This is a genomic window from Curtobacterium sp. MCBA15_013, assembly GCF_001865095.1.
Classification (GTDB): Bacteria; Actinomycetota; Actinomycetes; order Actinomycetales; family Microbacteriaceae; genus Curtobacterium.
This window is the reverse complement of record NZ_MJGQ01000002.1, coordinates 21534-42115: the sequence shown is the minus strand read 5'-3', so window position 1 is coordinate 42115 and position 20582 is coordinate 21534. Positions and strand designations below refer to the sequence as shown.

Below are 20582 nucleotides of genomic sequence, written 5' to 3'. Positions count from 1 at the left end.
CGTGAGCGCGGCGCGCGTCACTTCGTGAGCAGGAATGGTCGGGTGCGCGCGGGCGACCCGACCGTTTTTGCTCACGAAGCGAGCGCGCGAGCGCGCGGGCGCACGCGCGGGCGCACGGGAGGCGCGGCGCACGTCCGTCAGGTCGGGGTGCCCTCGGCCCGCACGCGCGTCACCAGCGCCGCCCACGGGCCGTCGAGGCGGGTGCCGGGGATCGTGACCGTCGTCCGTTCGACGGTGATCGTCCACGTGAAGTCGTCGCGGACGCCAGCCGCAGGGGCACTCGGGGCGTCGCGGGGCAGGGCACCGACGAGCGCTGACCACCCGCCCGGGTCGTCGCAGGCGTCGGTGTCGACGCGCCAACCCCGGGTGGTGCCGGCGATGCCCCCACTGCGGCGGACGTCGATGTGCATGCCCCCGACGGTACGCCGGCAGCCCGGCTCAGTCGAGCACGCCGACCGTGCGCCAGGCGTCCTGCACCGCGGTGTGCTGCGCCGACCCGTCCCCGAAGCGCGTGCGGGCGGCGTCGACGGTGACGGTGGCGAACCCGGCGAAGTCGATCGAGGCGGTGACGGCGTCGGACGTGAGGGCGTCCCACCAGACGGCTCCGGCGCCTTCCCACGCGTTGCCGCCGATCGCCGTGGCGGCCAGGTAGAAGGCGTGGTTCGGGATGCCGGAGTTCGTGTGCACGCCGCCGGAGTCCTCGGTGGTGTCGACGTACCCGGCCATCGTCGCCGGCTGCGGGTCCTTGCCGAGCACCGGGTCGTCGTAGGCGGTGCCGGGGGCCTGCATCGACCGCAGTGCGACGCCGTGCACGGCCGGGGTGAAGAGCCCCTCGCCGATGAGCCACGACGCCTGGTCGGCGCTCTGGCGACGGGCGTACTGGGCGACGAGCGAGCCGAAGACGTCGCTGATCGACTCGTTCAGCGCCCCGGACTGCCCCTCGTACGTGAGGTCGGCGGTGTACTGGGTCACGCCGTGCGCGAGTTCGTGGCCGATGACGTCGACCGCGATCGTGAAGCGGTTGAAGACCTCGCCGTCGCCGTCGCCGAACACCATCCGGCTGCCGTCCCAGTAGGCGTTGTCGTAGTCCTGCCCGTAGTGCACCGTGGCGTCGAGGGGGAGGCCTGCGCCGTCGATCGACACCCGGCCGAAGACCTCGAGCCAGAAGGCGTGGGTGTCGCCGAGGCCCGTGTACGCCTCGTCCACCGCGGGGTCGCCGGAGTCCGGGTCGCCCTCGCGCCGGACCGGGGTGCCCGGAAGCGTGGTGCTGCCGTGCGCGTCGGAGATGGTCCGCTGCGGCGACCGGTCGACCGCGCCGCTCACGCCCTGCGGACGGACCCGGTGCTCGTGCTTCGGACGCTGGACGGTGTCGAGCGACGCCAGCGCCGTCCGTGCCGCCGAGGCCGCGCGTGGGAAGCCCCGGGCATCGGCGACGGCGCGGAGCAGGTAGGGCGGGACGACGGATCGGATGCGGTCGGTCGGGGTCATGGCGTCATGCAACCACCGGGCACCGACACCGCGGTCAGTCCTGCTTGCGGTTCTCCACGAGCCCGAGGGCGTACGACTCCCACCACTGTCCGGCGGCCGGCCCGCCGTTGCAGGTGCCGTCGCTCAGCCCCGGCGTCTTCACCCACAGCAGCGCGTCGAGCCGGGTGGAACCGCGGGTGACGTGCGGGGCCTGGCCGAGGCCGGCGCCGTCCGGGTTGCACCACGTGCCGCGCCAGCCCTGACCGTTGCGCGAGACGTCGATGACGAAGTGCGGGTCGCCGCCGATCGCGTCCGCGAGCCGGTCGGCGTAGGCGCGTTCCTGGTCGACCCGGTAGAAGTTCGAGACGTTCGTGAAGAAGCCCTGCACCCGGTCGACCCCGGCCTCGCGCAGCCACTTCGCCATCGTCGCCGTCGGCACGCGGTTCTCGTTCCCGCCGTCGAGGTACACGGTGAGGCCGTGGCCGCTGAGCTCGTCGACGGCCTTGCGGATCAGGGGCAGGCGGTCCTGCTCGAGGCGCTTGCACACCTGGATCTGGGCGATGGCGTCCGGCTCGACGAGCACGACGGCCCGGGAGCCCGCCATGGCCCGCACCGCCGACCGGACCCACGGCAGGTACTCGTCCGCGGCGGTCCCGCCCTTGGAGTAGCTGCCGCAGTCGCGGTCCGGGACGTTGTAGAGGACGAACACGGGCGTCTTCCGCTGCCGCTCGGCGCTGCGGACGACGTCCCGGATGGTCTGACGCGTCTCCGACACCGAGGTGTTCGTCAGCCAGGTGGCGATCGGCTCGTCCGCGATGACGGCGATCTTCCGGGCCGTGGTGTCGTCGCCGTCGGCACGCGCCTCGGACTCCCGCTTGCCGGGCTGGTTCTCGGCCTCGGGCTGCTCCGCGAGGCCGCCCGGGAACGCCTCGGACGCCGTCTTCCGCTCGGCGATCTGCCTGCCGGTGGGCTCGGTGCCGCGGGGGAGCACCATCACGAGCGTCACGACGAGCGCGGCGACGACGACCGCGGCGAGCCCGATCCACGTCCACTGACGACGGCCGGGGCTGCGGCGTGCACGGGTTCCCTCGAGACTCGGCATGCGCCCATGCTCGCAGGTGCGACCCCGGCGTGCCCAGGCCCGGCCCGTCCCGCCGGGCGTTCACCCAGCGTCGCCGCCGCTTCTTGCCAGGACCGTGTCCCAGACTGGCCGGATGTTCCGGAAGCTCCTCCTCCTCGCCCTGACCGCGGCGTACGCCTGGGTGATCTGGCGGATGACGCTGACCCCGCAGGTCTTCTCGGCGGCGCAGAACTCCCTCGTCCTGCACGCGATCGCCTGGGTGCAGCAGCTCCCGCACGGCACGTGGTTCAGCTACGACCGCGTGGAGTTCCTCGCCAACATCGCGATGTTCGTGCCCGTGGGGATGCTCGCCGCGCTGTGGCTCCCGCGCCGGTGGTGGATCCTCGGTGCGGTCGTCGCGGTCGTGCTCTCCACCGGCATCGAGTTCGCGCAGGCGACCTACCTGCCCTACCGCGTGGCCGATCCGCGCGACGTCCTGTCGAACGGCCTCGGCGGTCTGCTCGGCGCGACGCTCGTCGGCCTCGTCCGCAGTCTCTTGCCGGCACCGCGTCGGCGTCGCCTGCGCGCCAGGACCGTCTAGCGATCTGGTAGTCTTGCGCGGTTGCCGTCGAACGGCCGCGGACAAAGAGCGCTCGTGCATCAGGCACGGGCACCGCGCAACGGACTGAAAGGGGATCTACGCATGGCACTTGACGCGAAGGTCAAGCAGGAGATCATCGAAGAGTACGCGACCCACCCGGGCGACACCGGTTCCCCCGAGGTCCAGGTCGCCGTTCTGACGCGTCGTATCAACGACCTGAACGAGCACCTCAAGGAGCACAAGCACGACCACCACTCGCGTCGTGGTCTGCTGCTCATGGTCGGTCAGCGTCGCCGTCTCCTCGGTTACCTCTCCGACGTCGACATCGCCCGCTACCGTGCGCTCATCGAGCGTCTCGGCCTGCGTCGCTAGTCGACCGACCCACGGCTTGACCGAACGCCCCGGCCCTCACACGAGGACCGGGGCGTTCTCCGTTCCCCCGGGAATGGTTGCGGGGGACGTGCGGTTGGGTACAATGTTCATGCAAACGCATCGAAAGTCGGGACTCACCATGACCACCATCGCCGTCGTCTCCGCCGGGCTCTCCGAGCCCAGCTCCACCCGCCTGCTCGCCGACCGCCTGGGCGTGGCCACGATCGCGGCGCTCGCCGCACCGAGCCCGTCCGGCCTGCCAGGAGGCGCGGCGCACGTCCTGCACGTCGACCTGCGTCCGCTGGCGCACGAGATCACCGACGCGATGCTCACCGGGTTCGCCGCACCGGCGCTGTCCGCCGCGATGGCGACGGTCGTCGAGGCCGACGCCGTGGTGTTCGTCACGCCGATCTTCACCGCCGGCGTGAGCGGTCTGGCGAAGTCGTTCCTCGACGTGCTCGACAAGGACTCGCTCGCCGACATGCCGGTCCTGCTCGGAGCCACCGGCGGCACCGCACGACACTCGCTCGCGATCGAGCACGCGCTGCGTCCGGTGTTCGCGTACCTCCGCGCCGCGGTCGTCCCGACCGGTGTGTTCGCCGCCACCGACGACTGGGGGAGCGAGGGCGACTCGGCCGCACTGGACGGCCGCATCCGCCGGGCCGGTGAGGACCTTGCCTGGGCGATCCGCGCCTCCCGTCGGACCCCGCAGGAAGCCGACGCGCTCCCCGAGACGGCGGACTTCGCGTCCCTGCTCGGTGGGCTCGGCCACTCGGCCGTGCGCTCTTAGGCCGGCCACAGGGGTCGCCGGGCGGGGGTGCAGCCCCCGCCCGGCCCACTCATCGGTGGGCTCGGGAACCTCGTCGTGACGACGGATCGTGACGACGAGGAGGACCGATGGACACCAGGGGCAACGGCCGGCGACCCGGCTGGACGACGAGTGCGCTCGTCAGCGTGGGCGGGCTCGTGGTCGCGGCGCTGACCGGGGCCGGGGTGTGGTTCGGGCACGAGCAGGCCACGACGGGCTCGGCCGACTCGTCGACGAGTGACGCCGGGACCTCGACGGACTCCGGGACCTCGACGGACTCCGGGACCTCGTCCGACGCCGGGACCGCGACCGACTCCGGGACCTCGTCCGACCAGGGCGTGAGCCAGGGCACGACCGGTGGCTCCGGCTCCTCGGACGCGACCACGACGGGATCGTGACCGTGCGTGCCGCAGCCGAGTGGGACCTCTGGACCACCACCGCCCGCGTCGTCCTCGACCACCGTGACCGCCGCCACCTCGCCGCCGCACGGGCGTGCGTCGTCGAGGTCACCGCCGCCGTCGACGCGGCGTGCAGCCGCTTCCGCAGCGACTCCGAGCTCGTCGCCCGCGCCGCCGACCTGGTGCGCGGCGCCGAGGTCTCCCCGCTCCTCGCCGCACTCGTGCACCACGCGCTCGACGCCGCACGTGCCTCCGACGGCGACGTCGACCCGACCCTCGGCGCCCGCATGGCGTCGCTGGGCTACGACGCCGCGTTCGCCGACGCCCCACCCGTTCCGACGCCCGAGGCCGTGGCCCGAGCGCTCGACGGCCGCCCGGCGTGGCAGCGGGTCCTGCTGTCCGGCACCTTCCTGCGCGTGCCCGAGGGCGTCACGCTCGACCTCGGTGCCACCGCCAAGGCCGCCGCCGCCGACATGGCCGCGGCGAGCATCACCGCCCGCCTCGGCATCGGCGCGCTCGTCTCGCTCGGCGGGGACGTCGCGACCGCCGGGCCCGACCCGTCCGGCGGCTGGCAGGTCCGGGTGCAGGACCTCGACGACGACCCCGCCGACCAGGTGCGGATCGCCTCCGGCTGGTCCGTCGCGACCTCGAGCACCCGGAAGCGGCGGTGGGAGCAGGACGGCCACGCCCGGCACCACATCCTCGACCCGCGGTGGGGGCTGCCGGCCGAACCGGTCTGGCGCTCGGTGACCGTCGTCGCGCCGTCGTGCGTCACGGCGAACACGATGACGACCGCCGCGGTCGTCCGTGGACGCGGTGCCACCGAGATGCTCCGGCGGAGCGGTCGCGCGGCACGCCTGGTCGCTGCGGACGGCACCGTCGTCCGGATCGGGGGCTGGCCCGCCGACGACGGCTGATCAGTACCAGTGCGGGTTGACGCTCATCTCGTGGTTCCACGCCCCGCACGGCGAGCCGTAGGCGTCGTGGATGTAGGCGAGGCCCCAGTTGATCTGGGTCGCCGCGTTCGTCCGCCAGTCCGCGCCGGCGACGGACATCTTCTCCGCCGGCAGCGACTGGGGGATGCCGTACGCCCCGCTCGAGACGTTCAGGGCGTTCGCACGCCAGCCGGACTCCTGCGTCCACAGGGACACCAGGCACGAGAACTGGTCCGACCCCCACCCGTACGACCCGATGGCGCTGCGGGCGTAGGCCTGGGCACCCGCCGGATCGACCACGACGCCGCCCGTGCTCGGGTAGGACGAACCGCCGCCGCTCGTCGACGGGACGGCGGGGCTCGGTGCCGCGTCGGCTGCTGCCGCCGCGGCGGCCTCCTCGCGCTTCCGCTGCTGTTCGGCCTTCTGCGCCGCGACCTGCACACCGAGCTGGTACCGCTGCTCGGTCTTCGCGGTGGTGTCCTTGAGCGACGCCAGCTGGGCGTACAGCTCGTCGCTGTGCTGCTGCGTGTCGTCGACCGCGGCGTCGGCGGCGGCCTCGGCGTCCTTCGCCGCGCTCGCCTTCGTCTCGGCGGCGTCGGCCAGGTCGGCGCGTTCGTCCTCGGCACGGGTGGCCTGGTCGTGCAGCGAGGACGCGGTCCTCGCGGCGACCGAGGCGTCGTCCATCACGCCGGCCCACGTCGACGACAGCTGGTCGAGCGCGCCGAGCTGGTACAGCAGCTGGGAGGGGTCCTTCGCCGTCGCGATGCGCGTGGTCATCTGGCTCGAGCTGCCGTCGCGGTAGAGGTTCGCGGCGAGCTGGCCGGCGCGCTGTTGGGCGCGGTCCGCGGTCTTCGCCGCCTGGTCCGCCTGGGTCTGGAGGCTCGTGGCGGCCTGGGTGGCCGACGCCAGTGCCGACTCGGCCGCGTCCGCACGTTGGGACGCCACGAGCGCGGCCTGCGACTTCACGGCTGCGGCCTGCTGGGCGGACTCCAGCGCCGCCTGGACCCTGGCGACCTCGGCCTTCTTGGTCTGCTCGTTGCCCTTCGCGTGCTCGACGTCCTGCCAGCTCGGGTACTCCGTCGCGTTCGCCGGGACAGCGGTGACGACGGGGGCGACGAGCGCGCCGACGACCACTGCGGCCGCGACGAACCAGCCCCGGGAGGGGGTGAGGCGCATGGCAGCAGGCTAGCGAGGACACTCCGGTTCGCCGTGAGCCTCGCCGCCGAATCCCTGAGGACTGGTAAAGTCCATCACGTCCAGGGACCGTTTCCCCGGGCGTTACGACAAACACTGCGCAGGCCGGGCACGGAGCTGGTCATCGGTGGTGGCTCGCGGGCCGGACGGTTTCCCGAGTGCTTCTACTGCTGGCCAGACATGCGTCCCGATCCCTTCGGCGCGCACGCACCATCGGGTGCCGTGGCCCCAGCCTGCCGAACACATCAAGGAGGCACCCTTTTGGAGGGTCCCGAGATCAAGTTCGCCGAGGCCGTTCTCGACAACGGCAAGTACGGCAAGCGCACCGTCCGGTTCGAGACCGGTCGGCTCGCACAGCAGGCGCAGGGCGCGGTCGCCGCGTACCTCGACGAGGACACCATGCTCCTCTCGGCCACCAGCGCCGGCAAGCACCCGCGTGAAGGGTTCGACTTCTTCCCGCTGACCGTCGACGTCGAGGAGCGCTCGTACGCCGCCGGCAAGATCCCCGGTTCGTTCTTCCGTCGTGAAGGCCGTCCCAGCACCGAGGCGATCCTCGTCTGCCGCCTGATCGACCGGCCGCTGCGCCCGTCGTTCGTCGACGGCCTCCGCAACGAGGTCCAGATCGTCATCACCGTCCTGAGCATCGCTCCGGACGAGTTCTACGACGCGCTCGCGATCAACGCGGCGTCCGCGTCGACGCAGATCTCCGGTCTGCCGTTCTCCGGCCCGATCGCCGGTGTGCGCCTCGCGCTCATCGGTGACCAGTGGGTCGCGTTCCCGAAGGCGTCGCAGCTCGCCGAGGCCGTCTTCGACCTCACCGTCGCGGGACGTGTCGTCACGGACGAGGCCGGCAACGAGGACGTCGCCATCATGATGGTCGAGGCCGAGGCCACCGAGCACAGCTGGGACCTCATCCAGGGCGGCGCGACCAAGCCCGACGAGGCCGTCGTCGCGCAGGGGCTCGAGGCGGCGAAGCCGTTCCTCAAGCAGCTCGTCGAGGCGCAGGCGAAGATGGCCGCCCAGTCGGCCAAGGAGATCCAGGACTACCCGGTCTTCCCGCCGTACGCCCCCGAGGTCTACGACGCGGTCGAGGCCATCGCCCTGTCCGAGCTCGGCGACGTCTACAAGATCGCCGGCAAGCTCGAGCGTCAGGACGCCGACGACGCCCTGAAGGCCCGTGTCAAGGAGGCCATCGCCGCCAAGGTGACGGCCGGCGAGCTCCCCGAGAGCGCCAACGGCCAGGTCAGCGGTGCCTACAAGTCGGTCACGAAGAAGGTCGTCCGCGGCCGGATCCTGACCGAGCAGGTCCGCATGGACGGTCGCGGCCTCGCCGACATCCGTCCGCTCGACGCCGAGGTCGCCGTGATCCCGCGCGTCCACGGTTCGGCGATCTTCCAGCGCGGCGAGACCCAGATCCTGGGCGTCACCACGCTGAACATGCTCAAGATGGAGCAGCAGATCGACTCGCTGTCGCCCGTCACGAAGAAGCGCTACCTGCACCACTACAACTTCCCGCCGTACTCGACGGGTGAGACCGGTCGTGTCGGTTCGCCGAAGCGTCGCGAGATCGGGCACGGCTTCCTCGCCGAGCGCGCCCTCGTGCCGGTGCTGCCGTCGCGCGAGGAGTTCCCCTACGCCATCCGTCAGGTGTCCGAGGCCCTCGGCTCCAACGGTTCGACGTCGATGGGTTCCGTCTGCGCCTCGACCCTGTCGCTCCTCAACGCCGGTGTGCCCCTCAAGGCCCCGGTCGCGGGCATCGCGATGGGCCTCGTCTCCGACACCGTCGACGGCCAGACCCGCTACGCGGCGCTGACCGACATCCTCGGTGCCGAGGACGCGCTCGGCGACATGGACTTCAAGGTCGCCGGCACCTCGGACTTCGTCACGGCCATCCAGCTGGACACGAAGCTCGACGGCATCCCCTCGTCCGTCCTCGACGCCGCGCTCAAGCAGGCCAAGGAGGCCCGCTCGGCCATCCTCGGCGTGCTGAACGAGGCGATCGACGCCCCCGACGAGATGGCGGACACCGCTCCTCGTGTCATCTCGGTGCAGATCCCCGTCGACAAGATCGGCGAGCTGATCGGCCCGAAGGGCAAGACGATCAACGGCATCCAGGACGAGACCGGCGCCGACATCTCGATCGAGGACGACGGCACCGTGTACATCGGCGCCGTCGACGGTCCGTCGGCCGAGGCCGCTCGCGCCCAGGTCAACGCGATCGCGAACCCGACGAACCCGGAGATCGGGGACCAGTTCCTCGGCACGGTCGTCAAGATCGCCACGTTCGGTGCGTTCGTGTCGCTGCTCCCGGGCCGCGACGGTCTGCTCCACGTCTCCGAGGTGCGCAAGCTCGCCGGTGGCAAGCGTGTGGAGAACGTCGAGGACGTCCTCGGCGTCGGCCAGAAGATCCTGGTCGAGGTCACCAAGGTGGACGACCGCGGCAAGCTGTCGCTCGCGCCGGTCGTCGCCGACGAGGTGGACACCGAGGGCGGCAAGGGACACGAGTCCCACGCCGAGGCCCCGGCCGAGGGCTGATCCCTCCCGCGTCCTGACGCACGAACGGCCGCCGTCCCTTCCGGGGCGGCGGCCGTTCGCCGTTGCGGGACTACGCGGCGGGGGTCTCCTGGGTGCCGACGAGCTGCGCGCGGCCGAGCAGGTGCTCGCGGAGCACGAAGCCGACCACCGCGGGCGTCGCGTCCGCGGGCGCTTCGAGGACGGGCACGTCGAGCGCGCTCAGCGTGAAGAAGTACCGGTGCGGCCCGTGCCCGGCGGGCGGTGCCGCGCCGAGGAACGTGTCCGTGCCGAACTCGTTGCGGCGGCGCAGCGCCTCGGCGGGGAGCAGCGCGTCGTCGGTCCCGGCACCGGCCGGCAGCGAGGTCGCCGACGCCGGGACGTCCGTGAGGCTCCAGTGCCAGAACCCGGACCCCGTCGGGGCATCGGGGTCGTACACCGTGAGCACGAAGCTCTGCGTGCCCTCCGGAGCGCCGGACCACTCGAGCGCGGGGGAGCGGTCCTCGCCGCCGGCGTCGGTGCCGCGGGCGGACGTCGGGAGCACGCCGCCGTCGGTGAAGTCGGGGCTGGTCAGGGTGAAGGTCGGGACCTCGGGGAGGTTCCAGTTGGGGTCGTTGGCCATGTCCCCAGCCAACACCCGCGTGCTCGGATGTCGCTCGGTGCCCACCGGCGGACGGGAGGCGCGGTGCGGGGCCGACCCGTGCCTCCAGGCCGACAGACGGTCGCGTTCGTCGACGCGACGTGCGTCGTCAGGCGGCGAGCACGCGCTCGACGACGCGTCCGAGGGCCGCCGTCGCCGCGATCGCGTCACCGGCGTACGCGCCGGACATGGCGCCGTCGCGTGCGAGCATGAGCTCGTCCGCACCGTCGCCCGGCAGGGTGTGGCCGGACTCCTGCAGCAGGTCGGCCAGTCGCTCGGTGTACCAGTCGCGGTGCATCGCGACGACCTCGCGCACGGGGTCGCGAGGGTCGTGGTACTCGGCGGCGGCGTTGAGGAACGCGCAGCCGCGGAACTCGGGGTCGTTGACCTCGTCGGCGAGGGCCGTGACCCAGGCCCGGACGGCTGCCTCGGGCGAGCCGGCATCGGCGATGAGCTGTTCCATCCGCTGCTGCACGCGTTCGTGCTGCGTCCGGATGTAGGCCAGGATCAGGTTGTCCTTCGACCCGTAGTGCTTGTAGAACGTCGCCTTCGTGACGCTCGCCTCGGAGATGAGACGGTCGACGCCGACGCCGTGGATGCCCTCTTCGTAGAAGAGCCGCGTGGCGGTCTCGAGGATCCGGACCTTCGCGCCGCCGGAACGGGGAGCCGGGGGGACGCTCGACCCGTCCGGCGACGCGAGGTTCGTGCTCGGGCCAGGGAGACGCTGGACGGTCGGTTGGGGGGAATCGACCGTCACAGCGTGGCTCTCCTTGGGCTCATCGGCTCCGCGGCGGAGCGGGGGGACTCGTGCCGCGTGAGGACTGATGTCCCGAGCCACCGGATCGGAATATAGGGGGGCTTCCGATCCGGTACGAGAACTGTACCACAAGGAGGACAGACAGACGAGTCTTTCTATCCTCCTTATCTGTACCCCACTTCGAGTGACACCGTGAGCGGCTGTGGAAACTGGGCGACGGGCGCTCCGGGGTCAGTAGGCTCGTCTGCGATGAACCACCCAGTGCCGTTGCCGCTCGAGGCCCCGGACACGTCGTTCCTGACGTCCGGGGGCGCCTTCGTCCGCCGAACCGTCCTCCCGTCCGGCGTGCGGGTCCTGACCGAGGCCATGCCCGGAGCGAGTTCGACGAGCCTCGGCTTCTGGGTCGGGGTCGGCTCCCGCGACGAACGCGACGGCCAGTACGGCTCGACGCACTTCCTCGAACACCTGTTGTTCAAGGGCACCCGGACCCGGTCGGCCCTCGACATCGCGATCTCGTTCGACTCCGTCGGTGGCGAGCACAACGCCGCCACCGCCAAGGAGTACACGTGCTACTACGCACGGGTCCGTGACGCCGACGTCCCGATGGCCGTCTCGGTCATCGGGGACATGGTCACCGGCTCCGTCCTCGACGACGCGGCGTTCGACATCGAGCGCGGGGTCATCCTCGAAGAGCTGGCGATGGCGGCGGACGACCCGGCCGACGTCGCCGGCGAGGCGTTCTTCGCCGCGGCCTTCGACGGGCACGCCCTCGGCCGGCCGATCGGCGGCACGCCGGAGAGCATCCGTGCCGTGCAGCGGGACGAGGTCCTCGCCCACTACCGCGAGCACTACGCGCCGAACGGCATCGTCGTCACCGCCGCCGGGGCGATCGACCACGACCGCTTCTGCGAGCTCGTCGAGGCCGTGTTCCAGGGCGCCCCGAACGCTGCTCCGCTGGCACGGCGCACGCCGCAGCCGGTGGCGGACCCGGCGATCCCCAAGCTCTCGGTCGTGCACCGTCCGACCGAACAGGTCTCGATGCTCCGCGGGTCGCAGGGCCTCGACCTCCGCGACGAACGGCGGCCGGTCCTCAGCGTGCTCAACGCCGTGCTCGGCGGCGGCATGAGCTCCCGACTCTTCCAAGAGGTGCGCGAGCGCCGCGGACTCGCCTACGCGGTGAGCTCCTTCGCGCCCGCGTACCTCGACAACGGTGCCTTCGGCGTCTACGCCGGGTGCGCCCCCGACAACGTCGCCGGGGTCGTCGAGATCGTCGACGCGGAGTTCCGCCGGATGGTCGACGACGGGATCACCAGCGACGAGCTCCGCCGCGCGAAGGGGCAGATCGAGGGGGCGCTCACGCTCTCGCTCGAGGACTCCGACGCCCGGATGACCCGACTCGGCCGGTCCGAGCTCGGCACGGGGGAGTTCACCGACCTGGCCACCGCCCTCGAGCGCGTGGACCGGGTCACCACCGACGACGTCCTCGACCTGGCCCGCGACCTCCTGACCCGGCCCACGATCACCTCGGTGGTCGGGGCGGTGCAACAGGACGAGCTCGCGGCCGCGATCGGGATCGGCGGTTGAGCACCGACATGTCGCACTACCTCTACCTCGTCCGGCACGGCGAACACCAGGACGCCGAACACGGGCTGCGGGACGGCAAGCTGTCCGAGCGCGGCAAGCGGCAGGCGATGCTCGTCGCGGACCGTCTCGGGGGCGTGCCGTTCGACGGCGTCTACCACTCGCCGCTCGAAGCGCCGAGCGAGACCGCGTCGTTCCTGTCGCAGCGGCTCCCGGCGATCGAGCCCGAGCCGTCGACCCTGCTCTTCGACTGCATCCCGTCGGGTCCGACGCCGGACATGCCGCACGCCTACCAGGGGTGGTACGGCGGCATCACGGAAGAGGAGATCGTCGCCGGGCAGGCCCAGATGGGCGATGCGGTGGCGGAGTGGTTCACCCCTGCCCGCGAAGACCGGCACGACCTCCTCATCACGCACAACGCCGTCATCGGCTGGTTCGTGCGCGAGGCGTTCCAGGCACCCGAGTGGCGCTGGATGGGGACGAACGTGGCGCACACGGCGTTGACGATCATCCGGATCCGCTCGGCCAAGCCGGCCGAGGTCGTCGCGCTCAACGACCTGGCGCACCTGCCCGTCGAGCTCAGGACGGGCCTGCCGGTCGGTCAGCCCGTCTGACGGGCCCTGCGCACCCGGAGTGCGGCGACCCGCGCTCGGAGCACCCGGTCCAGCCCGAACGGCCCACCGCCGAGCGCGACCAGCACCACCGCGAGGAGCAGGTACAGCACCTCGGGCAGGTACAGCAGGTCGCTGAACCAGGTCACTGCGTCCGCCGGCCCGAGCTGGTGGACCGCCACGGTCGTGAGCGCGACCGTGCTGATCACGGCGAGGACGGCCGCAGCCGCCCGCGTCACGAGGCCGACGGCGAGCAGCACGCCGAAGACGAGCTCGCAGCCCGCGACCACGGTAGCCGTGACGTCGGGCACCGGCGCGCCGATCGAACGGATCGTCTCCGCCATCGCCGCGCGACCCGGAGCGGTCACGGTCTTGTTCCACCCGGACGCGGCGAAGAACAGTCCGAGCGCGACCCGGACGAGCGAGATCGAGAGGAACGGCAGGCGGGTCGGGGAGTCGAGGGCACGGAGGAGCAGGACCATGCCTGCCGTTCGGAGCGGAGGCGCGGATCGCCTCAGCGCACCGGCTTGCGGTACCAGGCGGTCGCGTTCGGGTTCTCGTTGAACGCCGGTACACGCTCGTAGCCCCGACCGCGGTACATCGCACCGGCGGCGACGAGGGAGTCGTTCGTGTCGAGCACGATCGCCGTCGCGCCGAGCTGCGCACCGCGTGCCTCGAGCGCGTCCATGACCGCCGTCGCCACGCCGCGTCGGCGTCCTTCCGGAGTCACGAAGACGTGCTTCACCTCGAACCGGACGTCGTCGCCGTCGTCGGGGATCCGGCGGAGGCCGCCGCACCCGACCGCGCGACCTCCGTCGTACGCGACGACGAAGGTGCCGACCGGCGGCGTGAACTCGGCCGCCGGGGTGCGCTTCCGCGAGTACGACCCCTGCGCGCTCGGGAACGTGGCCTCGCGCTCGTCGAGGTACGCGTCGAGCAGGGCGTCGACCTCGGGGATGTCTGCCGGCACGGTCCTGACCTCGAGCGTCATGCGTCGATCCTAGGATGGTGGACATGGTCACTCCCGTCGCCGTCGTCGGCGCCACCGGTCGTCTCGGGGGCCTCGTGGCCGCCGTGGTCGAGGAACTGCCCGACTTCGAGCTCGTCGCGAGCCTGTCCTCGAAGGACGGGGCGCACGAGGCCGGTCCCGACGTGTTCGGCGGCGCGGCGATCGTGGTGGACGTGACCGTCCCGGCGCTCAGCCCCGCGATCGTCGACAACGCCCTCGTGAGCGGCGCGAACGTGCTCGTCGGCACGTCCGGGTGGTCCGGCGACCGACTCGCGACGCTCCGCGCGGGCCTCGAGTCGCGTCCGGAGCAGGGCGTCTTCGTGGTCCCGAACTTCTCGATCGGGTCCGTGCTCGGCACCCACCTGGCGACGATCGCCGCCCCCTGGTTCCCCTCGGTCGAGATCGTCGAGACGCACCACGCCGGCAAGATCGACTCCCCGTCGGGCACCGCCGTCCGCACGGCCGAGCTCATCGCCGACGCCCGGCGCGAGGTCGGCCCGGTCGACGCACCCCACGTCGACCAGCGCGCGCGGGGGCAGCAGGTCGCGAGCGTCCCGATCCACTCGCTCCGTCTGCCGGGCGTCAAGGCCGTGCAGGACGTGGTGCTGAGCGGCCCCGGCGAGACCCTGACCATCCGGCACGACACGAACGACGACGTCGCCTACGTCGCCGGCATCCGTGCAGCCCTGTCCGCCGTGGGGTCGATGCGCGGCCTCACGGTCGGCCTCGGCAGCGTCCTCGGCATCGGCTGACCGTCGTGCGCCTGACCCGGTCCCTCCGTTCGCCCTTCTGGGGCGCGGCGCTCATGGCGGTGCTGCTGGCGCTGTACATCGTGCTCGTCGGGCAGCGTGCCGTGGCGTTCATCGCGACGGGCATCCCGATCGGCATCGGCATCGGCGTCGCGCTCTTCGTCGTCGCGGCGATCGGTGCGCTGCTGCTCGTGCTCGAGTTCCGCTTCGGCCTGCGCATCACCCGGCTCGGCGCCCGGCTCGAGCAGGAGGGCGGCGCTCCCTCGGACGTCGTCCCGGTCCGTCCCTCGGGGCGTCCCACGCGCGAGGCCGCCGACGAGCTCTTCCCCGAGTACAAGGCCGCGGTCGAGTCCGACCCGGCGGACTGGCGCGGGTGGTACCGACTCGGCGTCGTCTACGACGCCGCGGGTGACCGCAAGCGGGCGCGGGCCGCGATGCGCGAAGCGCTCACCAGGGCACGCGTGTCCTGACAGGAGGCGCGGTGCGGGCCCGCACCGCGCCTCCTGGCACACAGCCGGTCGCGTCAGAACGCGGCGTCGACCGCGTCCTCGGCGCGCTGGTACCGGAACGCGTAGCCGGACTCGAGCAGCTTCGTCGGCACCATCTGCTGGCTCGACAGGAGCATCTCGTCGGCCGCCTGCTGCAGGAGCAGCCGGAGCGCGAACTCCGGGATCCGGAAGAGGTAGGGCCGGTGCAGGTCCTCGGCGACGCGCTTGGTGATGCGGTCGGCGACGGCGGCCTCGGGGCCGGCGAGGTTCACCGGCCCGACGACGTCCGAGGCGTCGGGGCTCGTCGCGAGGTGCACGATCGCGCCCACCTCGTCCTCGAGGGCGATCCACGGCCAGTGCTGCCCACCGGTGCCGAGGCGGCCGCCGAGCCCGGTCTTCGTGAGCGGGACGAGCGGTGCGAGCGCGCCGCCGCCCTTCCCGACGACGATGCCGGTGCGGAGCGTCACGACGCGGACGCCCTCGGGAGCGGCGTTCGCGGCGGCCTCCCACGCGGTGCAGACCTCGGCGAGGAAGCCGGTGCCGGCGGCCGCGTCGTCCTGCAGGACGTCGGCCGGGCGGTCGCCGTAGACCCCCGAGGCCGAGCCAGAGAGGAACAGCGGCGGCGGGTTCGTCGCGTGGCGCATGGCCTCGACGAGGGTCTCGGTGGCGGACACCCGCGACTGCAGGATCTCCTGCTTGTAGGTCTCGGTCCAGGGGAGCTTGCCGATGTTCGCGCCGGCGAGGTTGATCACGACGTCGGCGCCGTCGAGGATCGCCGGGTCGAGCTTCCGGGTGCCCGGGGACCAGCGGAACTCGCTCGCCGTGCGCGGCTCGCGTCGGACGAGGGTGGTGACGTGGTGCCCGGCCTCGCGCAGGGCGTGGACGAGGGGCGTACCGATGAAGCCGGACGCACCGGCGAGCAGGATCGAGAGCGGCGCTGTCGTCATGTCGCTCACGCTACTCAACTGCCCGTGGATGTCTCCGGCTCGTCGTAGGCTCGTGGTCGTGACCGACAGCGAGACCGTGCAGCCCGACCCCACCGTCGCGACCCCCTACGAGGACCTGCTGCGGCGTGTCCTCACCGAAGGGACTCCGAAGGGCGACCGCACCGGGACGGGGACCCGCAGCCTGTTCGGCGCACAGCTCCGGTACGACCTGTCGAAGGGCTTCCCGCTCGTCACGACGAAGCGGGTGCACTTCAAGTCCGTCGCCTACGAGCTGCTCTGGTTCCTGCGCGGCGACGGCAACGCCCGCTGGCTGCAGGAGCACGGCGTCCGGATCTGGAACGAGTGGGCGGACGAGGACGGCGACCTCGGCCCGGTGTACGGCGTGCAGTGGCGCTCGTGGCCGACGCCGTCGGGGGAGCACGTCGACCAGATCGCCCAGGTCATCGAGCAGATCACGACGAACCCGGACAGCCGCCGCCTGATCGTCTCGGCGTGGAACGTCGCCGACATCCCCGAGATGGCGCTCGCCCCGTGCCACGCGTTCTTCCAGTTCTACGTCAACGACGGCAAGCTCTCGTGCCAGCTCTACCAGCGGAGCGCGGACATGTTCCTCGGCGTCCCGTTCAACATCGCCTCGTACGCGCTGCTCACCCACATGATCGCGGCGCAGACCGGGCTCGAGGTCGGCGAGTTCGTGTGGACCGGCGGCGACTGCCACGTCTACGACAACCACGTCGAGCAGGTGGAGGAGCAGCTGTCCCGGACGGCGTACGCGCTCCCCACGCTCGAGCTCGCGCCGCGCGACTCGATCGACGACTACGAGTACGAGGACTTCACGGTCGTCGGCTACCACCACCACCCGGCGATCAAGGCCACGGTCGCCGTCTGATGTCGTCCTCGTGGACCGAACCCGTCCGTGGTGTCGGGATGGTCTGGGCGCGCTCGACGAACGGCGTGATCGGGGCCGACGGCGGGATGCCGTGGCACGTGCCCGAGGACCTCGCGCACTTCCGGCAGGTCACCGGCGACGCGACCGTCGTGATGGGGCGCCGCACGTGGGAGTCGTTGCCGGAGCGCTTCCGGCCGCTGCCCGGGCGGCGGAACGTCGTGCTGACGCGTGACGGCTCGTGGACGGCCGACGGGGCCGAGGTCGTGCACGACCTGGCGACCGCGCTGGACACCGACGAGCCCGTGTGGATCATCGGCGGCGGGCACGTGTACGCGGCGGGGGTGCCCTTCGCCGACCGGGTCTCCGAGACGGTGATCGACGTCGAGGTGCCGGGGGACACCGTGGCGCCGACGCTCGCCGGGGCGGCCGGGTGGTCGCTCGTCGACGAGGGGCCGTGGCAGGAGTCGCGCGTCGACGGGACGCGCTACCGCTTCCTCGAGTGGCGCCGGCGCGCGTAGCGCCGCCGCCGCGGGCGCCGCACAACCAAAGACACGTCGCGCCACGCCTTTCCGCGGTTCCCCGTGACTTCCGTTGTGCGAACCCCGCGAACGCGGCGGCCGCGGCGGCCGCGGCGGGCGCGCCGCGCCAGCGCCGGCCGGCCACGCGCCGCGCGGCCGCAGCGTGCGGGGCGGGGTCGAGCCGCGCCTCCTGGGCCGCACCGTCCACGCGGACGGCAGCCCTCGCGCGCATCCCCGGTACGCTGGTGCCCGTGTCCCCGCGTGAGAATCCCTTCGGTCAGGTCCTCGTCGCCCTCGTGACCCCGTTCACGGCCGACGGCGAGGTCGACTGGCCCGGTGTCGAGCAGCACATCGACGACTGCATCACCGCCGGCGCCGACGGCATCGTGGTCACCGGCACGACCGGTGAGACGAGCACGCTGACCGACCCCGAGAAGCTCCGGCTGGTCGAGGTCGGCAAGTCCGTCGCTGCGGGGCGCGCGAAGATCATCACCGGTGGCGGGTCGAACGAGACCGCACACGCGATCCACCTCTACAAGCAGAGCGAGAAGGCCGGCGCCGACGGTGTGATGATCGTCACGCCGTACTACAACAAGCCGACGCAGTCCGGTGTGCTCACCCACTTCCGGATGATCGCCGACGCGACCGACCTGCCGGTGATCCTGTACGACATCCCCGGTCGCACGGGCATCCCGATCACGTACGAGACGATCGTGCGGGCCTCGCACCACCCGAACATCCTCGCGGTGAAGGACGCCAAGGGCGACTTCGCCGAGGTGTCCCGGGTGCTCAACAACACCGACCTCATGTACTTCTCGGGCGACGACACGAACGTGCTCCCGCACCTGTCGATCGGCGCGACGGGACTCATCGGCGTCACGGCGAACATCACGTCGACGCCGTACCGCACCATCGTCGACGCCGTGAACCGGGGCGACCTGGCCACCGCGACCGCCGAGCACAAGCGCGTCGAACCCCTCGTCCGTGCCGTGATGACGCACGTGCCGGGTACCGTGGCGGCGAAGTACATCCTGCACGGGCTCGGCCGCATCGGCAGCCCGCGCGTCCGGTTGCCGCTCGTCGGCCCCGAGGACTCCGAGGCGTACGCCATCGAGACCTCGCTCGAAGCCGTCCGGGACATCCCGGGCGCCGACTTCTCCAACTTCCGCCCCGACCGCAACGCAGCGGCCGGCGGTGCTCTTCCGAAGGTGCCAGGCACCACCCGCTAGCGAACACGCGGCGCGCAGGACGCGCGTCGCCCGAATCCGTAGGACCGAATGCCCACACAGATCTCCGAACCGCAGCCGCTCGAAGCCGGCACCCTCCGCGTCATCCCCGTCGGGGGACTCGGCGAGATCGGTCGCAACATGACCGTGTACGAGTACGAGGGCAAGCTGCTCATCGTCGACGCCGGCGTGCTCTTCCCCGAGGAGCACCAGCCCGGGGTCGACCTGATCCTGCCGGACTTCGCGCCGATCCGGGACCGCCTCGACGACGTCCTCGGCGTCGTGCTCACGCACGGCCACGAGGACCACATCGGCGCCGTCCCGTACCTGCTGAAGCTCCGCGACGACATCCCGCTGATCGGCTCCACGCTGACCCTGGCCCTCGTCGAGGCGAAGCTCAAGGAACACCGGATCAAGCCGTACACGCTCGTCGTGGCCGAGGACCAGACCGAGCAGCTCGGCCCGTTCCACCTCGAGTTCGTGGCCGTCAACCACTCCATCCCGGACGCCCTCGCCGTCGCGATCACGACCCCCGCCGGTCGTGTCCTGCACACGGGCGACTTCAAGATGGACCAGCTCCCGCTGGACGACCGCATCACCGACCTCCGTGCCTTCGCACGCCTGGGGGAGCAGGGCGTCGACCTGTTCCTGCCGGACTCGACCAACGCCGACGTGCCGGGCTTCACCGCGCCCGAGCGCGACATCGGACCCGTGCTCGAGAACATCATCACGCGCGCCCGCAAGAAGGTCGTCGTGGCGAGCTTCTCGTCGCACGTGCACCGCGTGCAGCAGGTCCTCGACGCCGCTGCCGCCGCGAACCGCAAGGTCGCGTTCATGGGCCGCTCGATGATCCGCAACATGACGATCGCCGCCGACCTCGGCTACCTCCGGGTGCCCGAGAACGTGCTCATCGACACGAAGAAGGCGAAGAACGTCCCCGACGACCAGATCGTCTACATGTCGACCGGGTCGCAGGGCGAGCCGATGGCCGTGCTCGCGCGCATGGCCAACCTCGAGCACCAGATCGAGATCGGCGAGGGCGACACCGTCATCCTCGCCTCGTCGCTGATCCCGGGCAACGAGAACGCCGTGTACCGCGTCATCGACGGGCTCACCAAGCTCGGCGCGAAGGTCGTGCACAAGGGCAACGCCAAGGTGCACGTCTCCGGACACGCGTCGGCCGGCGAACTGCTCTACTGCTACAACATCCTCCGGCCGAAGAACGTGCTGCCCGTGCACGGCGAGCACCGCCACCTGTACGCCAGCGCGGACCTCGCGATCCAGACCGGTGTGCCGCCGCGGAACGTCATCCTCGGCCAGGACGGCATCGTCGTCGACCTGAAGGACGGCGAGGTCCGGGTCGCCGGCCAGCTCGACATCGGGTACGTCTACGTCGACGGGTCGACCGTGGGCGAGATCACCGACGCCGACCTCAAGGACCGCCGGGTCCTCGCGGAAGAGGGCTTCATCTCGATCTTCGCCGCGGTGGACTTCACCACCGGCCAGTGCGTCGTCGGCCCGGAGATCCAGTCGCGCGGCTTCGCCGAGGACGACTCGGTCTTCGACGACGTCCGTCCGCAGATCGCGAAGGCGCTCGCCGAGGCGGCCGCGAACGGCACGCGCGACGGGCACGCCTTCGGGCAGGTCGTCCGCCGGACCGTGGGTCGCTGGGTGAACACGAAGCACCGTCGTCGACCCATGATCGTGCCGGTGGTCATCGAGGCGTAGTGCTCGTCGCGACCACCGCGCACGTCGCGGTGGTCGCAGTGGCCGTGTCCGGGAGGCGCGGTGCACGTTCCTGACGGACGTGCACCGCGCCTC

The 20582-nt window shown here is 71.8% G+C and carries 23 protein-coding genes; 14 read left to right on the top strand and 9 right to left on the bottom strand.

What is annotated here, in order from left to right:
* Window positions 1-137: 137 nt before the first annotated feature.
* From BIV01_RS01260 to BIV01_RS01250, 3 genes are read right to left on the bottom strand one after another with little or no spacing between them, the layout of a single operon-like run.
* Window positions 138-410: a protealysin inhibitor emfourin gene (locus tag BIV01_RS01260; protein WP_071301684.1), complete on the bottom strand. Its 273-nt coding sequence runs from the start codon at window positions 408-410 to the stop codon at window positions 138-140.
* Window positions 411-438: 28 nt separating this feature from the next.
* Window positions 439-1488 (bottom strand): M4 family metallopeptidase, encoded by a 1050-nt coding sequence (locus BIV01_RS01255; RefSeq protein ID WP_071301683.1) that lies wholly within the window; start codon window positions 1486-1488, stop codon window positions 439-441.
* A gap of 34 nt (window positions 1489-1522) precedes the next feature.
* Entirely contained in the window at window positions 1523-2569 is a 1047-nt protein-coding gene (locus tag BIV01_RS01250) for a glycoside hydrolase family 6 protein (protein WP_083413693.1), read from the bottom strand.
* A gap of 112 nt (window positions 2570-2681) precedes the next feature.
* Here BIV01_RS01250 and BIV01_RS01245 point away from each other — a divergent pair, with 112 nt between their 5' ends.
* The 5 genes from BIV01_RS01245 to BIV01_RS01225 all read left to right on the top strand — a co-directional run bounded on the left by BIV01_RS01245 (window position 2682) and on the right by BIV01_RS01225 (window position 5623).
* Window positions 2682-3128, top strand: coding sequence for a VanZ family protein (locus tag BIV01_RS01245; RefSeq protein ID WP_175473608.1), 447 nt, complete (start codon window positions 2682-2684; stop codon window positions 3126-3128).
* Window positions 3129-3230: 102 nt separating this feature from the next.
* Window positions 3231-3500 carry a 30S ribosomal protein S15 gene (gene rpsO, locus BIV01_RS01240; protein WP_070416523.1) on the top strand — a complete coding sequence of 90 codons (270 nt, stop codon included), beginning with the start codon at window positions 3231-3233 and terminating at the stop codon, window positions 3498-3500.
* A gap of 139 nt (window positions 3501-3639) precedes the next feature.
* The gene (locus BIV01_RS01235) at window positions 3640-4290 is read left to right on the top strand and encodes a CE1759 family FMN reductase (protein ID WP_071301682.1); all 651 of its coding nucleotides are present in this window, start codon (window positions 3640-3642) and stop codon (window positions 4288-4290) included.
* A gap of 107 nt (window positions 4291-4397) precedes the next feature.
* On the top strand, window positions 4398-4706 hold the full coding sequence (locus tag BIV01_RS01230; protein WP_071301681.1) for a hypothetical protein: 309 nt from the start codon (window positions 4398-4400) through the stop codon (window positions 4704-4706).
* The gene (locus tag BIV01_RS01225) at window positions 4703-5623 is read left to right on the top strand and encodes an FAD:protein FMN transferase (protein WP_217642525.1); all 921 of its coding nucleotides are present in this window, start codon (window positions 4703-4705) and stop codon (window positions 5621-5623) included. The genes BIV01_RS01230 and BIV01_RS01225 overlap by 4 nt, the downstream gene beginning before the upstream one ends.
* Here the strand turns inward: BIV01_RS01225 and BIV01_RS01220 are convergent, their stop codons facing one another.
* Entirely contained in the window at window positions 5624-6817 is a 1194-nt protein-coding gene (locus BIV01_RS01220; protein WP_071301679.1) for a coiled-coil domain-containing protein, read from the bottom strand.
* A 279-nt stretch (window positions 6818-7096) separates the two neighbouring features.
* Here BIV01_RS01220 and BIV01_RS01215 point away from each other — a divergent pair, with 279 nt between their 5' ends.
* Window positions 7097-9370, top strand: a complete 2274-nt coding sequence (locus BIV01_RS01215) for a polyribonucleotide nucleotidyltransferase (protein WP_071295422.1) — start codon at window positions 7097-7099, stop codon at window positions 9368-9370.
* Window positions 9371-9440: 70 nt separating this feature from the next.
* Here BIV01_RS01215 and BIV01_RS01210 read toward each other — a convergent pair whose 3' ends face one another.
* Window positions 9441-9968, bottom strand: a complete 528-nt coding sequence (locus tag BIV01_RS01210; RefSeq protein ID WP_071301678.1) for a YbhB/YbcL family Raf kinase inhibitor-like protein — start codon at window positions 9966-9968, stop codon at window positions 9441-9443.
* Window positions 9969-10095: 127 nt separating this feature from the next.
* Window positions 10096-10743 carry a TetR/AcrR family transcriptional regulator gene (locus BIV01_RS01205; protein WP_071301677.1) on the bottom strand — a complete coding sequence of 216 codons (648 nt, stop codon included), beginning with the start codon at window positions 10741-10743 and terminating at the stop codon, window positions 10096-10098.
* A 249-nt stretch (window positions 10744-10992) separates the two neighbouring features.
* Here BIV01_RS01205 and BIV01_RS01200 point away from each other — a divergent pair, with 249 nt between their 5' ends.
* Window positions 10993-12327: a M16 family metallopeptidase gene (locus BIV01_RS01200; protein WP_070416515.1), complete on the top strand. Its 1335-nt coding sequence runs from the start codon at window positions 10993-10995 to the stop codon at window positions 12325-12327.
* A gap of 8 nt (window positions 12328-12335) precedes the next feature.
* Window positions 12336-12938 carry a histidine phosphatase family protein gene (locus tag BIV01_RS01195; protein WP_070419134.1) on the top strand — a complete coding sequence of 201 codons (603 nt, stop codon included), beginning with the start codon at window positions 12336-12338 and terminating at the stop codon, window positions 12936-12938.
* On the opposite strand, the gene BIV01_RS01190 is transcribed toward BIV01_RS01195, so the two are convergent.
* Together BIV01_RS01190 and BIV01_RS01185 are read right to left on the bottom strand one after the other, a co-directional pair.
* A complete protein-coding gene (locus BIV01_RS01190; RefSeq protein WP_071301676.1) occupies window positions 12926-13417 on the bottom strand; it encodes a DoxX family protein in 492 nt (163 codons plus the stop codon). The two genes, BIV01_RS01195 and BIV01_RS01190, sit on opposite strands and share 13 nt — an antisense overlap.
* Before the next feature lie 32 nt (window positions 13418-13449).
* Window positions 13450-13926 carry a GNAT family N-acetyltransferase gene (locus tag BIV01_RS01185; RefSeq protein WP_071301675.1) on the bottom strand — a complete coding sequence of 159 codons (477 nt, stop codon included), beginning with the start codon at window positions 13924-13926 and terminating at the stop codon, window positions 13450-13452.
* 23 nt (window positions 13927-13949) lie between these two features.
* On the opposite strand from BIV01_RS01185, the gene BIV01_RS01180 reads away from it, so the two are divergent.
* Both BIV01_RS01180 and BIV01_RS01175 read left to right on the top strand, forming a co-directional pair.
* Window positions 13950-14696, top strand: coding sequence for a 4-hydroxy-tetrahydrodipicolinate reductase (locus BIV01_RS01180; RefSeq protein ID WP_071301748.1), 747 nt, complete (start codon window positions 13950-13952; stop codon window positions 14694-14696).
* 5 nt (window positions 14697-14701) lie between these two features.
* Window positions 14702-15163 carry a tetratricopeptide repeat protein gene (locus BIV01_RS01175; protein ID WP_402736958.1) on the top strand — a complete coding sequence of 154 codons (462 nt, stop codon included), beginning with the start codon at window positions 14702-14704 and terminating at the stop codon, window positions 15161-15163.
* Between the two features lie 53 nt (window positions 15164-15216).
* Here the strand turns inward: BIV01_RS01175 and BIV01_RS01170 are convergent, their stop codons facing one another.
* A complete protein-coding gene (locus BIV01_RS01170; RefSeq protein WP_175473607.1) occupies window positions 15217-16128 on the bottom strand; it encodes a TIGR01777 family oxidoreductase in 912 nt (303 codons plus the stop codon).
* Between the two features lie 58 nt (window positions 16129-16186).
* Between BIV01_RS01170 and BIV01_RS01165 the strand changes: the two genes are divergently transcribed.
* The 4 genes from BIV01_RS01165 to BIV01_RS01150 all read left to right on the top strand — a co-directional run bounded on the left by BIV01_RS01165 (window position 16187) and on the right by BIV01_RS01150 (window position 20489).
* Window positions 16187-17017 (top strand): thymidylate synthase, encoded by an 831-nt coding sequence (locus tag BIV01_RS01165; RefSeq protein WP_071301747.1) that lies wholly within the window; start codon window positions 16187-16189, stop codon window positions 17015-17017.
* Entirely contained in the window at window positions 17017-17535 is a 519-nt protein-coding gene (locus BIV01_RS01160; RefSeq protein ID WP_071301672.1) for a dihydrofolate reductase, read from the top strand. The genes BIV01_RS01165 and BIV01_RS01160 overlap by 1 nt, the downstream gene beginning before the upstream one ends.
* 251 nt (window positions 17536-17786) lie before the next feature.
* Window positions 17787-18764: a 4-hydroxy-tetrahydrodipicolinate synthase gene (gene dapA, locus BIV01_RS01155; RefSeq protein WP_071295500.1), complete on the top strand. Its 978-nt coding sequence runs from the start codon at window positions 17787-17789 to the stop codon at window positions 18762-18764.
* 48 nt (window positions 18765-18812) lie between these two features.
* Window positions 18813-20489 (top strand): ribonuclease J, encoded by a 1677-nt coding sequence (locus BIV01_RS01150; RefSeq protein ID WP_070416509.1) that lies wholly within the window; start codon window positions 18813-18815, stop codon window positions 20487-20489.
* The last annotated feature ends 93 nt before the right edge of the window (window positions 20490-20582 follow it).

Coding starts and splice junctions, on each gene's coding strand:
- BIV01_RS01260 (WP_071301684.1), bottom strand. CDS start 410: ATGCACATCGACGTCCGCCGCAGTGGGGGCATCGCCGGCACCACCCGG.
- BIV01_RS01255 (WP_071301683.1), bottom strand. CDS start 1,488: ATGACCCCGACCGACCGCATCCGATCCGTCGTCCCGCCCTACCTGCTC.
- BIV01_RS01250 (WP_083413693.1), bottom strand. CDS start 2,569: ATGCCGAGTCTCGAGGGAACCCGTGCACGCCGCAGCCCCGGCCGTCGT.
- BIV01_RS01245 (WP_175473608.1), top strand. CDS start 2,682: ATGTTCCGGAAGCTCCTCCTCCTCGCCCTGACCGCGGCGTACGCCTGG.
- rpsO (WP_070416523.1), top strand. CDS start 3,231: ATGGCACTTGACGCGAAGGTCAAGCAGGAGATCATCGAAGAGTACGCG.
- BIV01_RS01235 (WP_071301682.1), top strand. CDS start 3,640: ATGACCACCATCGCCGTCGTCTCCGCCGGGCTCTCCGAGCCCAGCTCC.
- BIV01_RS01230 (WP_071301681.1), top strand. CDS start 4,398: ATGGACACCAGGGGCAACGGCCGGCGACCCGGCTGGACGACGAGTGCG.
- BIV01_RS01220 (WP_071301679.1), bottom strand. CDS start 6,817: ATGCGCCTCACCCCCTCCCGGGGCTGGTTCGTCGCGGCCGCAGTGGTC.
- BIV01_RS01210 (WP_071301678.1), bottom strand. CDS start 9,968: ATGGCCAACGACCCCAACTGGAACCTCCCCGAGGTCCCGACCTTCACC.
- BIV01_RS01200 (WP_070416515.1), top strand. CDS start 10,993: ATGAACCACCCAGTGCCGTTGCCGCTCGAGGCCCCGGACACGTCGTTC.
- BIV01_RS01195 (WP_070419134.1), top strand. CDS start 12,336: ATGTCGCACTACCTCTACCTCGTCCGGCACGGCGAACACCAGGACGCC.
- BIV01_RS01190 (WP_071301676.1), bottom strand. CDS start 13,417: ATGGTCCTGCTCCTCCGTGCCCTCGACTCCCCGACCCGCCTGCCGTTC.
- BIV01_RS01185 (WP_071301675.1), bottom strand. CDS start 13,926: ATGACGCTCGAGGTCAGGACCGTGCCGGCAGACATCCCCGAGGTCGAC.
- BIV01_RS01180 (WP_071301748.1), top strand. CDS start 13,950: ATGGTCACTCCCGTCGCCGTCGTCGGCGCCACCGGTCGTCTCGGGGGC.
- BIV01_RS01170 (WP_175473607.1), bottom strand. CDS start 16,128: ATGACGACAGCGCCGCTCTCGATCCTGCTCGCCGGTGCGTCCGGCTTC.
- BIV01_RS01160 (WP_071301672.1), top strand. CDS start 17,017: ATGTCGTCCTCGTGGACCGAACCCGTCCGTGGTGTCGGGATGGTCTGG.
- BIV01_RS01150 (WP_070416509.1), top strand. CDS start 18,813: ATGCCCACACAGATCTCCGAACCGCAGCCGCTCGAAGCCGGCACCCTC.